Origin of the sequence: Nostoc sp. CENA543 (genome assembly GCF_002896875.1) — a bacterium.
GTDB lineage: Bacteria > Cyanobacteriota > Cyanobacteriia > Cyanobacteriales > Nostocaceae > Trichormus.
This window is the reverse complement of record NZ_CP023278.1, coordinates 4,016,303-4,031,851: the sequence shown is the minus strand read 5'-3', so window position 1 is coordinate 4,031,851 and position 15,549 is coordinate 4,016,303. Positions and strand designations below refer to the sequence as shown.

Below are 15,549 nucleotides of genomic sequence, written 5' to 3'. Positions count from 1 at the left end.
TTAGTCATTAGTCATTAGTCATCAGTCATTACTAATTACTCAGCACCGGCTAAACGCCGCGCTACCGCTAACAGCACTCATTACTCATTACTTCTCCCTTGCACCCTGCACCCCTGCACCCTTACTCCCCCACACCCTCAAAATCCAAAATCTCACTCAAAATATCAAGTGCTGTTTGAATTTGGTCGCTTTCAATAACCAGGGGTGGACAGAAACGAATGGCGGCTTTACCACAACCTAATAATAGTAGGCCTTTTAAAAAGGCGGCTTGAATGATGCGATCGCGCAGTTTACTATCATAATTACCCTGGGTATCTAATAAATCTACCGCTACCATCAAGCCTTTACCCCTCGGTGGGGACATTCTGGGAAATCTTTCATGTAATTTGGTCAGTCCAGCTTGCAGAAGTTCTCCCATTGCGGTAGCGTTAGCCATTAAACCACTATCTAATAGTCTTAATGTGGCTATAGCCGCCGCACAAGCTACGGGGTTTCCGCCAAAGGTGGTGGCGTGAGAACCAGGTGGCCAGGTCATAAATTGACTCCTGGCGATAACTGCACCTAATGGTAAACCACTGGCTAAACCTTTGGCTGTGGTAATAATATCAGGCGATACACCCCAATGCTCAATGGCAAATAAGCGACCGGTGCGTCCCATACCAGATTGCACTTCATCCACTACCATTAAAATACCGTGGCGATTGCAGATATCGCGAATTCTGGCTAAAAATCCATCTTCGGGGACAATGTAACCGCCTTCGCCTTGAATGGGTTCAACGATAATGGCTGCAACTTCGTGGGGTGGGAGGATGGTGTTAAATAATTGTTGTTCTAGGTGGTCTAAACTGGCGTGAGTTCCGTAGGGAATATGGGTTATCCCTGGAACTAAGGGGCCGAAGTTGGCGCGTTGTACTGTTTTAGAACCAGTCAGGGACATTGCGCCGTAGGTGCGTCCGTGGAATGCTCCTAAAAAAGCCACGATGAGCGATCGCTTGGTGTAATATCGAGCTAGTTTCATCGCGCCTTCGTTCGATTCTGCACCAGAATTAGTAAAAAATACTCTAGCACTGTGGGGAAAAGGGGCGCGAATGGCTAAATGTTCAGCAAGTTCTACCATCGGTTCATAGTAAAAATCTGTCCCCGACATATGTATTAAGCGCGCCGCCTGTGTTTGAATTTCCTTCACAACTTCTGGGTGGGCGTGGCCTGTCGCAGTGACAGCAATACCTGCGGTCATATCCAAAAACACATTCCCGTCTACATCTTCTAACATACAGCCTTCCCCACGAGACACCACTAAAGGATAATCACGGGTATAAGAAGGAGAAGTCACAGTGCGATCGCGTTCTACAATAGCTAAAGCTTTCTCTCCTGGTAAAGATGTCACCAACTGCGGTAAACGCGGTAAAGGTCGCTCAATGGGAATACTTATCATATTTGTTGTAATTTATTCTAAATACGGGTAATTAAACTGTAATGTGCCAGCACGAACAGTAACATTTGATTCTATTCGTGTATAACTTACGCATTGACACATTAGCAATAATATGTCCTATCAATTATAAAAAAGTCTTCCCTCTCCATACTTACACCCTAGTTTAGTAATTCAGTGTGCAGGTTATAATGCACTGTTAGGCTGAGTTTTTCCCCAACCTTGGAAGAGTTTGATGCCCTGTTAAATGTGCTGTGAGGACGTGACGCTTATTTGATTTTTGCCCCAGTTCTGTATATCTTTATTTTCCTTGTTCCCTAGCTATGCCAGTAATTTTAGGAATCAAATTTGCATGACTATAGAACTCATCTTTGATTTATGAAAAAAAGTCAGTACAGTTTTACCTTACTTTTTTCCTCTTTCCTGTTCACTGTTCCCTACTTACGCAAATAATTCCAGTCATCAAATCGAGTTCCGAGATTATGAATATGATATTCAGCCAAAAGCTTAAACTATCAGTAGGTATTGCAGCGTTGATGCTGCTAGGTTTTACCAGCAACCATCTATATAATCACACCAAAAATCCACAAATAGCCCAACAATCCCAGGATTTTGACTCTAATATCACCTCGAACCAACAATCAGCTAATCTCCTAACTCCGGTAAGCTTTTCGCAAAATTCCCTACAATCTACAGCGACTCAGAATAACTTACCAAAAAATCAAGACCATCTAGCCCAAGATAACCAAAATTTAGCTACTACATCCGTTAGTTATCCCATTATTGATGAATGGCGCAAATATAAATACAGCGTCAATGGTAATCAAATTTTATCGGCAGCCCAATTACCAACCACAAAAGTTAACGTTAATCAGTCCGATTTATTAACTGTATTGGTGAATACAAGGAAGTATTTTCAAGAACACAGTTTAGCAGATCCAGATATCTTAAGACCTGGATTATTAAGTACACAAAAAGTTACTACAGAAGACATTCTCAAAACCTTAGACTTCATGATTGAAGTTTTGCAGGAAGATATTGCCAAAAATCGGATTACACGCTTACAAAACCCCAATTTTATTAATAGACATTTTCGCGTTATTCGCTGGGATGCCTATAAACCAGATAACCCAAACCAAAAGCAATTACGAATTACCAAATATGCTGTATTTACCCATCCAGGAACAAGAAAGAAAACTGCAACTTACAACACACCGATTTACAGCTTAAAAGATAACGCAGCTACAGATAAATTCTATACCAGATACACCAAGCAAGATGTTTTATCGGGTATTTATGAACCTGGTGGTAAAGAATATGGTAAGGTAGCACCGTTAGCTTATTTAACCCGTAATGGATTAGAAGAAGCCTTAATGCAAGGGACAATCCTGATTAACTTTCTCGATGGTTCTCAAGGATTTTTCAACGTAGATAGAAATAACGGAATGTCTTATATCCGAGGGTTAAAAGCAACAGCACAAAAACGTTATTGGTACTTCAGACAAGTTGATGCCATCAAAGGTTATGGACACACAATAGATGCCAAGATTTCGATTAAACCAGGAGTAACCTTTGCTGGTGATGTGTTAAACATTGGTTTAGGTAGAGTGGTTGTAATTGAACACAGTCAAGGCGGCAGAAAACAGCTACAAATGGGAGTAATTGCAGATACAGGCGGCGCATTTTTACCCAACCTGTATCAACTAGATTACCTAGCAGGAATTTTCCCCAATCAAAAGTCATTCCGGCAATATATAAGTAAATTGCCAGAGTATGCTAATGCCTACTTTTTAGTCAAAAAGTAAACAGGGCATTGGGCATCGGGCATAAAAGAGGAATTGGAGCAGGGAGCCGGGGGGCAAGGGGAGAAAAATTTCCCCACTTCTCCCTGCACCCTGCCCTCTACCTCCTATATCCCATTCCCCATTCCCTAATCCCTCCACAAAGCAATACCACCTAATAAACCACTGATATTAGGAATAAGTCGGACATTTAGAGGTAATTGGAAATTTACTTTTACTGCTTCGCCGCCGCCAATATATAGATAATCATAATTAAATAGCTTTTGCAAAGATGCGATCGCCTTTTCTAAACGACGATTCCATTTCTTTTGTCCCACCTTTTCTAACGCCGTTCTTCCTAGCTGTTCTTCGTAGGTTTCTCCCTTACGAAATGGATGATGTCCCATTTCCATGTTTGGGACTAATTTTCCATCCACAAACAAAGCCGAACCAAAACCCGTCCCTAAAGTAATCACTAACTCTACACCCTTACCTTTAATTGCCCCAAACCCTTGCATATCTGCATCATTAATCACTCGCACGGGCTTATTTAATTTTTGTAACAATGCTGTTTCTAAGTCAAAACCAATCCAATGAGAATGCAAATTAACAGCTGTTTCTGTGACACCACAACGCACCACACCAGGAAAACCCACCGAAACCCGATGAAACTCACCTTGGGCAGCAGCTAAGACCATAATGGCATTAATTACTACCTCTGGTGTAGCAGGCTGGGGTGTCTCCACACGCGCCCTTTCTGTTACAGGATTTCCCGCAATATCCAACACCATCGCTTTTACACCACTACCGCCAATATCAACAGATAAAGTACGAATTGAGCCATTATCCTCGACCATTGTTGAGCCTCCAGGTCAATATTTAAGATTTGGTTATTATGCGCTGAATTAGGTGTTTAGGGAATGGGGAATGGGGACTGGGGAATGGGGACTGGGGACTGGGAAGATGGGGAAGTGTGGGGAGTGAGGGGAGTGAGGGGGGAAAGATTTCTTCCCTATCCTCCCACACCTCCCACACCTCCCACACTTCCTGCTTGCCCAATGCCCAATGCCCAATTGCAGTTAATATAAAAAATGACGCGATAGTAATAAAATGCACAGCTTTATTCCCCCAGAACGGTTTTTTCCCTACCTCACCTGGACTGAGATTCAGGCTATGCCTAATAAGGAAAATGTGGTTATCATTCAACCTGTGGGGGCAATTGAACAGCATGGGCCGCATTTACCACTCATTGTTGATGCTGCTATTAGTGTGGGCGTTTTAGGTAAGGCTTTGACTAAGTTAGATGCTGATATTCCTGCTTATGCTTTACCCACTCTTTATTATGGTAAATCTAATGAACACTGGCATTTTCCTGGTACCATTACCCTCAGCACAGAAACACTCACAGCCACAATAATCGAAGTAGCCGAAAGTATCTACCGTGCTGGGTTTAGGAAGTTGGTATTGATGAATTCCCACGGGGGACAACCCCAAGTCATGCAAATGGCGGCGCGAGATTTACACGTTAAGTATGCTGACTTTTCTGTGTTTCCGCTTTTTACTTGGCGTGTACCGCATATTACTAAAGAATTATTAACACCGAAAGAAGCCAGCCAAGGAATGCACGCTGGCGATGCAGAAACTAGTATTATGTTGGCGATTTTGCCAGATCAAGTCAGATTAGATAAAGTTGTAGCGGAATATCCCCCAGAACAACCAGAAGATAGTTTATTGAGTTGGGAAGGTAAGTTACCTGTGGCTTGGGTGACAAAAGATATTAGTAAAAGCGGTGTAATTGGTGATGCTACCACAGCTACTAAAGAAAAAGGCGATCGCATTTTAGAATCTGTCTCCGATGGTTGGGTAGCAGTGATCAAAGAAATTTACGCCTTTCGTCAACCCACTTAGAAGAGGCAAGGGAGCAGGGGTGTAGGGGAGACAAGGGAGGAGTAATGAGTAATGAGTAATGAGTAATGACTCAGCACTCATCACTCACCACCCACCACTCAAAACTCAGCACTCAGCACTTCAAATTCCGTAGGGACGAAAACTGCTGTATTTGCTAGTGTAGAGATAATGTCACAGCTAAGATGATGCAATCTAGCGCACAGCTAGCGGGCGATAAATCTTGATTAAAAATACCTAAGAGATAGCCACTATGACGGACTTTGATTCTCAAAACTACCGTTCTTATAGCCAAGACGATGTACAACGTATTTTACAGCTTGCGATCGCCCGGCAAGCTGATGACCAAGATAAAGAGTTCAGTTATGAGCAAATTTTAGAAATTGCCCAGGAATTAGAAATTTCTCCCGATACTCTAAAATTAGCAGAGAAAGACTGGCGATCGCAAAATCGTGAACTTCAACAAAGACAAGCATTTAATACCTACCGCCTCACGAGATTTAAGAAACGTTTAGGTAACTACACGATTGTTAATGCCTTTTTTCTCTTAGTTGATTTTATAGGTGGTGGCACTGTATCTTGGTCACTTTACCTATTGCTATTTTGTAGTTTAGCTTTGGGACTTGATGTTTGGAATACCTTTCTTGCTAAAGGTGAAGAGTATGAAATGGCTTTTCAAAGATGGAATCGCAAACATCAAATTAAACAAACCATTAATACATTTGTCAACAAGTGGTTTAAGGCTCTACAAATTTAGTAATTTGGTGATGGCATTTTTACAAAGTCCCTGGAAAGTAGGAAGAGGTTTAGCACAGTTTTATTAGTATAACTTTCAACTTTTCTAAAACTTTCTAAACCTTTCTAAACCTCTTATCCCTTAGTTCTATAGTTATTTTGACAACACTATATTACTACCATCTGCTTGCAGTTTCACCCAAGCAAAAAAGACTATTGCTAATAGTTGTGTAGTAGAAGCAAAGATAATCAGCGTAGTAATTGTATGGTCATACAACACACCCATTAAGGTACTACCTAAAAACCACGCCAAACCATAACCAGTGCTGAAAATACCATAGGCAGTGGCGCGTTTGTGCTTGGGAACCATACTGGCGATCGCAGCTTTTAAAACCGATTCCTGCGCGCCCATCCCAATACCCCAAAATGCTATCCCTAAAAGTGCTAGTTGAGTATTCCCTAAAAAGACTAAAGGCGCGAATAAAGATGACAAAACAGCCGCAATCATCAACACAAAAATTCCAATGCGGTCAAATAAATAGCCAAATATTAACGCCGCTACTGCATCGATTCCCATTGCAAAAGCATAAAACAAGGGTATAGTTTGCCCAGTCGCAATCCCTTGTTTTTGAAAGTGAAAAGCAATCAACGGAAAATCTGCATAACCAGCTGCAATAATCGCTACAGCACCCAAATAAATCCAAAAAATTTGCGGTAATTTTTCTTCTTGGCTAGTCTCTTCGGTTTCTTCCTCAAAATCGCTGGGATTGGGATAGATAAATTGTAAAATTCCTAACACAATCAATCCCAAAACCGCCGGTACAACCAACACTGTAAAACCGTTGCGGTATTCTCCCTGAAAATAAACCATTGCAGCTACCGCCAAAGGCCCCATGACAGCACCAGTTTGATCCATTGCTTCATGTAAACCAAAGCCGAAACCTCTACCAATTTGACTCACACCGTGGGAAAGTAGCGCGTCCCGTGGCGGAGTCCGAATTGCTTTACCAGTGCGTTCAGCCATCATCAAACCTGCGGCTACTTCCCACCTACCAGCTAAAGCTAACAGTGGTACAACGGCGGTATTCACAAAGTAACCCAAAGTTGTGATTCCCCAATACTTACCTGTTTGGTCACTCAAATAACCAATCACGAGCCGCAAGCCATAGCCAATCAACTCACCAAAACCAGCTACTAAGCCTACCACAGTACCGCTAGCTCCCAAAACTTCTAAATAAGCTCCGGTAATACTACGCGCTCCCTCATAGGTAGCATCAGCGCACAGGCTCACAAAGCCTAATAAAATTACAAACCTCAAAGCGGCTGCTTTCTGTGGCATACTCCAAAAAACCATAAATAGCTTTCATATTCAAGCATAGGATGCCAGAAAAGAAGCAGGGGTGCAGCAGGAAGTATGTCAAGATTGGATTGATTCACCGTTTTAAGGAGTGGAGAATAGAAAATACAATAACAGCATTACCCCTTACCCATTACTCTATGCTAGTCTCTCCCTCTAAACTTTACGAGCAGTTTATTGAGCAGGTAATTGGTTTAAGTCAAAAAAAAGACTTTTCATTAACTGCTTTAATCAGTAAATATGTGAGTATGAATTATCAACTGAAATTAGAGCAAATAGACAAGCTAAAAGCTTGGTTAGATGACTTTAGACCACTCGATCAAACCATGATCGCCGAACTGAAAAAGCTCTATGATGTCCGCTTTACTTATAACTCAAATGCCATTGAAGGGAATACTTTAACTCAAAGTGAAACCGAGTTAGTTTTAACAAAAGGAACTACAATTGGCGGTAAAACTCTTGATGAACATTTAGAGGTGATTGGACATAAGGAAGCGATAGATTATATTGAGAGTTTATCCCGAAAAAATACAGAAATTAATGAATGGGAAATTAAACAAATTCACAATCTGATTCTCAGGAAAATTAACCCTGATGAAGCAGGTTGCTATCGGAATTTGGATGTGATGGCGGCAGGAACAAACTATATTTATCCTCCCCATTATTTACTAGCTCAATTAATGGCAGATTTTGTCATCTGGCTCAATTCAGATCCTGCTTTAACACTCCATCCTGTAGAATATGCAACAATAGCCCATTATCGTTTTGTTTCTATCCATCCTTTTCGGGATGGTAATGGGAGAACAGCTAGATTATTAATGAATTTATTGTTAATTCGTGCAGGTTATCCCATTGTGGTAATTAACAATCACATTCGCAATGACTATATTAACGCTTTAGCTTATGGACAACAAAACCAAGATGATTTAAGTCGGCTTTTTGACTTGGTTTGTGATGCGGCTATCACTTCATTAGTGGAAACTTTAAGATTATTAGTAACTGCTAGTAGCAGTCGAGAGAAGGGGCAGATTTTTTATCAGGAAATTACCGATTTTATTGATAATTATTTGAAGTAAGTAGCCGTCATGAACTGGGTACACCAGAACGCATGAAAAAGGGATAATAAAAGGAGCATGGTGTTCTACAGAGTTCGTTCGTTCTTGGTGCGTAAAAGCCTGTTAAGTAGCCAGAACCAGATACCCGCAAGAACCAGTAACTGTTGCGCCTGTTAAAGAGGAAAGCACGTAAGTCAGATTATGACTCATGGGTATCAACAGGACACTGTGCCTTGTCGCCAAAATCAGGTGAGGTAGTTATGGAAGTAGTATATTCCCGTTGTGCAGGTCTGGATGTCCATAAAAAGACAGTAGTGGCTTGTGCAATCACACCCAAGTCGAGTGGTGGTTGTCACAAAGAAATCAAAACATTTGGAACAATGACCAGCGATCTACTACATTTGTCAGATTGGTTGATGGCAAGGGAATGTACTCACGTAGCGATGGAAAGTACGGGAGAGTATTGGCGGCCAGTATTTAATATCTTGGAGGCAAATTTTCAAGTATTACTGGTGAATGCTCACCACATCAAAAACGTACCTGGACGGAAAACTGATACCAAGGATGCTCAATGGATTGGAGAATTACTGATGCACGGACTGTTGCGTGCTAGTTTTATTCCACCGATAGAGCAAAGGGATTTGCGTGATTTGATTCGCCATCGGACAAACTTTATTCGTGAGCGAGCAACGTTAGTCAATCGAGTCCAAAAGGTGTTAGAAGGGGCTAATATCAAACTAGCGGCAGTGGTATCAGATGTCATGGGAGTATCAGCAAGAATGATACTGGATGCTATTGTCAAGGGAGAAACTAACCCACAACTGATGGCTGAACTGGCATCCAAGCGTTTAAAAGACAAACGCGAGCAACTCATACAAGCCCTGGATGGAAAAGTGCGACCGCATCAACGTTTTATTTTGGCAGAATTACTTTGTAACATCGATGCCATTGATGAGACAATTGAGCGATTTAACCAACAAATCAAGGAGTATTGTTCCCCTTTTGAACAAGCCGTGGAGTTGCTGGATACCATTCCCGGTGTTGCGCGTCCGACTGCTGAATTAATCGTGGGCGAAATTGGTACTGATATGAGCCGATTTCCCACAGCTGAACATTTGGCTGCTTGGGCTGGTGTTGCTCCGGGTAATTGTGAGAGTGCGGGTAAACGACTTTCCTCAAAGATTCGCAAAGGTAATAACAATCTCAGAGTGGGACTTGTGCAAGCGGCTCATGCCGCCACCAGAACCAAAGGTTATCTTGCGGCTCAGTATCATCGTATTGCCGCCAGACGCGGTAAGAAAAGAGCGATTATCGCTGTTGCACATTCGATTTTAAAAATCGCCTACTACTTAATTTTGCGTCAGGAAACTTATCAAGATTTGGGAGGTGATTATTTCGATAAACAAAAGCCTGAGGCGATAAAAAAACGATTAGTTAAACGTTTGCAAAAACTAGGATATGAAGTTTTACTGACTCAGCTAGAAACTGCATCGCCAACGCTTGCCTGATTGACATCACCTGTCTTGATTTGAGTTCGGATTGTCAAACACAGTCTGTACAGTCATTTTTTCTGCTTAATTTCAGCGCAAAGTATTTTCAAGTCAGAACGACTTGAAAAAACCAAACTATATTAAGCAATCTAAAAATAATAGGATTCAGTTCGTAGTAAGGACTTTAGTCCTTTTGTGTTCGCGTAGCATGTCATAGAGAGAACTTTAGTTCTCACTACAAGCCATAAATTTGCCACCCTTCACTGAAACAATAATATTGCTATCGCGGCAAAGTTATGGGTAAAGTCACACTAAGTTTTATATAGTAGTTTTTAATTTTTAATGGGGGTGGAGGGACTTGAACCCTCACGACCGTTTAAGGTCAACGGATTTTCATTCTCCCGCAGCTTTCGCTACTGCCTATTGGCTTTGAGAATTGGACTCTCCCTTTACCCTCGGCTTGACGTTAGGGTAGCTCCCGTCGAGTCTCTGCACCTTCCGAATAACTTAGAGTTCTCGGCTTGGCTCAGGATTGCCTTGTCTGTCAACAGATTTAGGTTTCCCTGAGTTTGAGAGCTGACACTTAAAGAATTTCTTCTCTAAGGCTCAATTCAGTTTAAGTCCGTAGCGTCTGCCATTCCGCCACACCCCCCCGTTTCTTTGGGAGTCGGTTATTTTTCTGAGGAAGCAAATAACCACTTATCTATTTCAGCATTAATTGCGTTTTTTGTCCAACAAAATAGAAAATTTTTTTCTTTTTTGGCAAAGCACGCTTTTTAGCTGCGAGTTGCTTGGGATACCTTGCAACCAGACTAGGTTAGCATCTTTAATCTTGTTGCACAAGACCTTTAATGTTTTACTAGCTTCGCTATTGTAGCATTATCTCAAAATTTTGATCAGCAATAATCAGGAATTTTTGCGGGAGTCATTTAAAAGCCCAATAGTCAGAGTTTATTTAGCCCCAAGGTTCAGCCTATGATGTAAATACAGATCCACCAAACAAAGAGTTTATGATTGTACCCTTGCTGTATCTGGTTTTGGCCGGAGCTTACTTGTTAGTTGTCCCCGTAGCTTTAATGATCTACTTAAATCTACGCTGGTATGTGGCTAGCTCCATTGAGCGCACTTTGATGTATTTTATGGTGTTTTTATTCTTCCCAGGACTACTAGTTTTATCCCCATTTGTAAATCTGCGCCCCAAGCCACGCAAGATTGAAGCTTAAAGGGCAGGGAAGAGGCAGGGGGGCAGGGGCGAAAATTAACCCAATCCCCAATCCCCAGTCCCCAATCCCCAGTCCCCAGTCCCCAACTTGTTAACAAGACTATTGGTAGGTCATAAATCTCATGCGACGTATTGATGCGATTGGAATTGGCTTTGGTATATTCATTGCTGGCGGCTTGGCGTATCTAGGATTACAACTATTTGGGTTAGATGGCCAACAGGCAGGTATATGGAGTCAAGCTTTGCTAGTCATAGGGTTGATGGGCTGGTTAGCTACCTACATCTTGCGTGCTGTGGGTAATAAAATGACCTACCATCAACAAAGGGAACAGTACGAAACAGCTTTTCTCCAACAGCGTTTAGATGAACTTTCTCCTGAAGAATTAGCAAGAATTCAGGCGGAGATTGAACAAGAAGATCAGTCTCAGGTGTAAAGTGGTCAATAGTCAAAAGTCAAAAGTCTATAGTGCATACCTGAAAACTATCGACCAATGACTAATGACTAATGACTAATAACCAATGACTAATGACTATCGACTAATGACCGTTATTACCGATCGCTTTCAAACCCTCAAACGGAATCAAGAGTGCGCTCTGATTCCGTTTATTACTGCCGGTGATCCCGATTTAGCCACCACAGCCGAAGCTTTAAAGGTTCTGGATGCTCACGGTGCTGATTTTATTGAATTAGGTGTTCCCTATTCTGATCCTCTGGCTGATGGCCCTGTGATTCAAGCGGCTGCTACTCGTGCTTTACAACGGGGGACGACTTTGGAAGCTGTGCTAGAAATGCTCCAAGCCACTACTCCCAGTCTGCAAGCACCAATTATTTTATTTACTTATTACAACCCGATTCTGCATCGAGGAATCGATAAATTTTTAGAACAAATTGCGGCGGCTGGGGTGTCCGGTTTGGTAGTTCCTGATTTGCCCCTAGAAGAAGCCGACGGGCTTTTACAGCCAGCTAGTGAGAAAGGGATTGATTTAACTCTATTAATTGCCCCTACTAGTTCCGCCGAAAGAATTGCCGCCATTTCTCAAGCTTCCCAAGGGTTTATCTATTTAGTGAGTGTTACCGGTGTCACGGGGATGCGATCGCAAATGGAAAGCCGTGTGTCTGATTTATTACAAAAAATTCGCCAATTCACAGATAAACCCATCGGTGTAGGCTTTGGCATCGCTCAACCAGAACAAGCAACGCAGGTAAAAGCCTGGGGAGCAGATGCAGCCATTGTGGGCAGTGCCTTTGTGAAACGGTTAGCCGAAGGTACACCAGCACAAGGACTCAGTGCGATCGCCGAATTTTGTCAAAATCTTAAAACAGCCATCACCATATCTTGATGAGCAAGATACACTAGATTAAAAAGTATGACAAGGAAGTTTTTTTTACCCAGCTATAGTGGACAATTCCATATTTATGGTCTTGAATATTAACATCACAATACTGGGCTGTAAAAAAAACAAATGATACAGTCATCTACGATTTGGGTATTATGTGAAATTAAGTAGGCTTAACAGATTATGAGTGTGTGTGTGAGTCAGTTAGAGATTAAAAATATTTACATCGCAGGTGAGGTTAAAGGGCGATGAGTGAGAGTATGGCATTTATTGGCGGTGTCGCTGTAGCTGGACTGGCCGCTCTTTTATTACTGAGGGGGACAAGTGCTTCCCTACAGCCTAATTTCGCTGTTAGTCCTCAAATTCCGTCCACTGTGGTAGCACCCCAAATCCAGCCCCCAACTTATTATCCTCCTTACGGGCAAACACAATACCCTAATAGTCAGCCCCCCACCGCGCCTAACGCCGAACAAAGAATAGAATTAGAACGGCTAAAAATGGATTTGGAACGCCTCAAAACTGACAACGAGCAATTGAGAGCGCAAAATCAACAACTCCAATTCCAATTCCAAAACTACAACAATCAACAATTGCAATTAGCACAGCAAAATAGTCAAAAGCTGGCAACAGCAGCATTCCAAGCAGACACACCTTGGTGGTCTTCACCTATAGTCTGGGCAGTTGGCGGTGCTACTATCACCATTGGTGGCGGTATTGTTGTTGCTGGTGTATTATCTTTATTCTCCTCAAAGCAAAATTCTACTCGCACCGTTCAAGTAATTCACCCCTACCACGGCCCTACACAGCCTTTAGTTCCTGTGCGGCGTGCAGAATTTCTACCCCCTGGTGGTGTGGATGCTAGACGCATTGAAACTCACGAATATGACGAAATGAGGTAATTAAAAAGGTAAAAGGCAAAAGGCAAAAGGTAAAAGGCAAAAGATATATCTTTTGACTTTTACTTTTTGACATATTTAAGCCCCTCTCCGTGTCGGAGAGGGGTTTGGGGAGAGGTAATAGAACTCGCATTAACTTACTAAAATTTAGAGATTTAAGTCCCAGTCACAACACTTAATTGTGTTAGCGTAGCGGGACATTAGTCCATTGCGAATTGCGAATTGCGAATTGCGAATTGCGAATTGGTTCAATATCCATTTTGCGGCAATCTTTCGGGACTGATAATATCTGAATCTGTCGATTGTTCACTCTCGGAGGTTTCTGGCTGGGAGTGATTTTCGCTGTCTTGATTTTTGGTGTGGGAAGTAACTTGTTTCTCCAGGTTTTCGGCAGCTTGTTTAAATGCTGGTTCTAATTTATCTCGCCAGTATTTAATGTTGGGTAATTTTTCAGGATGCTTTTGATAGTCTAAAACCTTATTCCACTGACCATCATCTAAAGCTTGATTGATATCTTTAAAGAGTGCATCCGCTTTTTCCCAATCTTGTTGCCATTGTTGAATCATGGCGGTTGTTTCTTTAATGCCAGCAGAGGCACTATCAGGAACGGATCTAAGTATAGCGATCGCACCTAGTAAATCACCTGAATCATACTTTTGTCTAGCTTTGGCGATAATTTTGGCAGGATCTTCTTGAGACTTGGCAGGGGTAGGAGTGGCGGAAACTATTGGTTGGAGTGATGGGGTAATTATCTCTGGAGATTTTTCTTTGGGTTGAGGTACTGGTTTACTAGCAATAAATTGATTATCAGTGAATGTCTGAATGGCAATACCTTTATTACGCAGACAAGTAGTCCATTCCTGATTATTGATAATCACATCTGAGTGCGCCCAAGCCAAACGCCGGGAATTAAATTTAATTTCCACCCAACCCCGCTTAGTGCGTCTACCAGTCACCTCAAACTTGCTATTTTCGCCAATTGTTTGTAAGACATTATCGGAATTAATCGAACTCGGTTCAGAACGGATATTAGAATTACCCGCTACCACCGCTAGACATTTATTGGCAGTTGTCGCATCATTCCCTAAGAAATTAGAGGCAAAGTTTTTCACGTTGGGATAGACATTAGCCACCACAGCCGCCGCACCACCGGCTAAAAACAAGCCAATTAATAATGGCCAAGGGTCAGATTTGGGGGATTTAGGAGGCAATGGTTGAGGTTTAATTGGGTTAGCTGGCGCAACCGCTACAGTTTTTTGTCGAGTTATCTGAGATGGTAGTGTAGTAGGTTGGTAGTGAGAACTATTAATAGATTTTTCCGCCTTAGCTGATACAGCCACAGGCAAAGGGTTAGCAGCATCTTTACAAGCTTGCAAGGCTTCTGTAGCGGTTTGATAACGGTCTTTGAAGTGATAACGCACCATCTTAGTTAACACTTGGGCCAGACGAGAGTTGACTTTGACTAAATGCAGCCAGATGATTTCCCCTGTGTTGGGGTCTTCTTGCAGTTCGGCGGCTGGTAGTCCTGTTAAAGCTTGAATGGCGATAATACCGAGAGAATAAATATCACTATTCGGTCGGGGTTTACCTTGTCCCTGTTCTGTGGGCATATAACCAGGAGTACCAATAGCGACTGTCGCAGTGGGTTGTCCCCCAACTGTCACCATTGATGTGCGTAATTGCTTAACTGCACCAAAGTCTACTAAAACCAACTTATGATCTGAGGTACGGCGAATAATATTATCAGGTTTAATATCGCGGTGAATCACCCCTTGCTGGTGAACAAACTCCAGAATACTCAACGCATCCTGCAAAAATTGCATCGCCTGGCTTTCACTCCAACGCTTACCAGGGATGAGTTCTTCCGTGAGGGTATGACCTTCAATATATTCTTGGACTAAATAGAATTCTTGATTTTCATCAAAATAAGCCAATAACCGAGGAATTTGGTCATGATGACCCAGCCTTTCTAAAGTTTCTGCTTCACTGTTAAACAGACGCTTGGCTGTCTCAAAAATTTTGGGGTCAGAACTAGTGGGTTTGAGGTGCTTCACAACGCATATGGGATTTCCAGGCCTGCGGGTATCTTGGGCTATGTAGGTTTGACCAAAGCCTCCCACAGCTAAGACGCGAACGACTTGGTAACGATGGTCTAGTAGCTTGCCTATCATAAAATCCCTCCCCACAGTTATCACCTAGATTTTCCCGATGGTAATTAATATCTCCAAATTTTTGGCAGTGAAATCCGCTATCTTGATAAAAGATTTGAACTCCATACGCAATTCTTTTAATAAATACAGACTGTAAATTTTCCTTTTAGTGCCTTCGTTAATTACCA

Annotated in this window: 13 protein-coding genes; 9 read left to right on the top strand and 4 right to left on the bottom strand. The window is 42.1% G+C overall.

Annotation, left to right across the window (positions count from 1 at the left end; all coding sequences use genetic code 11):
- Positions 1-121: 121 nt before the first annotated feature.
- A complete protein-coding gene (locus tag CLI64_RS16680) occupies positions 122-1,435 on the bottom strand; it encodes an acetyl ornithine aminotransferase family protein (protein WP_103138258.1) in 1,314 nt (437 codons plus the stop codon).
- 479 nt (positions 1,436-1,914) lie between these two features.
- Between CLI64_RS16680 and CLI64_RS16675 the strand changes: the two genes are divergently transcribed.
- Positions 1,915-3,237, top strand: coding sequence for a hypothetical protein (locus CLI64_RS16675; protein WP_103138257.1), 1,323 nt, complete (start codon positions 1,915-1,917; stop codon positions 3,235-3,237).
- 125 nt (positions 3,238-3,362) lie between these two features.
- On the opposite strand, the gene CLI64_RS16670 is transcribed toward CLI64_RS16675, so the two are convergent.
- Positions 3,363-4,070 carry an ROK family protein gene (locus CLI64_RS16670; RefSeq protein ID WP_103138256.1) on the bottom strand — a complete coding sequence of 236 codons (708 nt, stop codon included), beginning with the start codon at positions 4,068-4,070 and terminating at the stop codon, positions 3,363-3,365.
- Positions 4,071-4,323: 253 nt separating this feature from the next.
- Between CLI64_RS16670 and CLI64_RS16665 the strand changes: the two genes are divergently transcribed.
- Positions 4,324-5,121, top strand: coding sequence for a creatininase family protein (locus CLI64_RS16665; protein ID WP_103138255.1), 798 nt, complete (start codon positions 4,324-4,326; stop codon positions 5,119-5,121).
- 250 nt (positions 5,122-5,371) lie between these two features.
- Positions 5,372-5,875, top strand: coding sequence for a 2TM domain-containing protein (locus CLI64_RS16660; protein ID WP_103138254.1), 504 nt, complete (start codon positions 5,372-5,374; stop codon positions 5,873-5,875).
- Between the two features lie 132 nt (positions 5,876-6,007).
- Here CLI64_RS16660 and CLI64_RS16655 read toward each other — a convergent pair whose 3' ends face one another.
- Positions 6,008-7,192, bottom strand: a complete 1,185-nt coding sequence (locus CLI64_RS16655; protein ID WP_103140765.1) for an MFS transporter — start codon at positions 7,190-7,192, stop codon at positions 6,008-6,010.
- A 158-nt stretch (positions 7,193-7,350) separates the two neighbouring features.
- On the opposite strand from CLI64_RS16655, the gene CLI64_RS16650 reads away from it, so the two are divergent.
- The 6 genes from CLI64_RS16650 (at position 7,351) to CLI64_RS16625 (ending at position 13,214) form a co-directional block, all read left to right on the top strand.
- Positions 7,351-8,286 (top strand): Fic family protein, encoded by a 936-nt coding sequence (locus CLI64_RS16650; RefSeq protein WP_103138253.1) that lies wholly within the window; start codon positions 7,351-7,353, stop codon positions 8,284-8,286.
- Between the two features lie 239 nt (positions 8,287-8,525).
- Positions 8,526-9,773 carry an IS110 family transposase gene (locus CLI64_RS16645; RefSeq protein ID WP_103138252.1) on the top strand — a complete coding sequence of 416 codons (1,248 nt, stop codon included), beginning with the start codon at positions 8,526-8,528 and terminating at the stop codon, positions 9,771-9,773.
- Positions 9,774-10,765: 992 nt separating this feature from the next.
- Positions 10,766-10,978 carry an NAD(P)H-quinone oxidoreductase subunit L gene (ndhL, locus tag CLI64_RS16640; RefSeq protein ID WP_103138251.1) on the top strand — a complete coding sequence of 71 codons (213 nt, stop codon included), beginning with the start codon at positions 10,766-10,768 and terminating at the stop codon, positions 10,976-10,978.
- 121 nt (positions 10,979-11,099) lie between these two features.
- Positions 11,100-11,411 (top strand): DUF3007 family protein, encoded by a 312-nt coding sequence (locus tag CLI64_RS16635; protein WP_103138250.1) that lies wholly within the window; start codon positions 11,100-11,102, stop codon positions 11,409-11,411.
- 106 nt (positions 11,412-11,517) lie between these two features.
- Positions 11,518-12,318: a tryptophan synthase subunit alpha gene (trpA, locus tag CLI64_RS16630; RefSeq protein ID WP_103138249.1), complete on the top strand. Its 801-nt coding sequence runs from the start codon at positions 11,518-11,520 to the stop codon at positions 12,316-12,318.
- Between the two features lie 245 nt (positions 12,319-12,563).
- Positions 12,564-13,214 carry a heterocyst differentiation related protein gene (locus CLI64_RS16625; RefSeq protein WP_103138248.1) on the top strand — a complete coding sequence of 217 codons (651 nt, stop codon included), beginning with the start codon at positions 12,564-12,566 and terminating at the stop codon, positions 13,212-13,214.
- Between the two features lie 245 nt (positions 13,215-13,459).
- Here CLI64_RS16625 and CLI64_RS16620 read toward each other — a convergent pair whose 3' ends face one another.
- A complete protein-coding gene (locus CLI64_RS16620; protein WP_103138247.1) occupies positions 13,460-15,382 on the bottom strand; it encodes a serine/threonine protein kinase in 1,923 nt (640 codons plus the stop codon).
- Positions 15,383-15,549 lie beyond the last annotated feature (167 nt).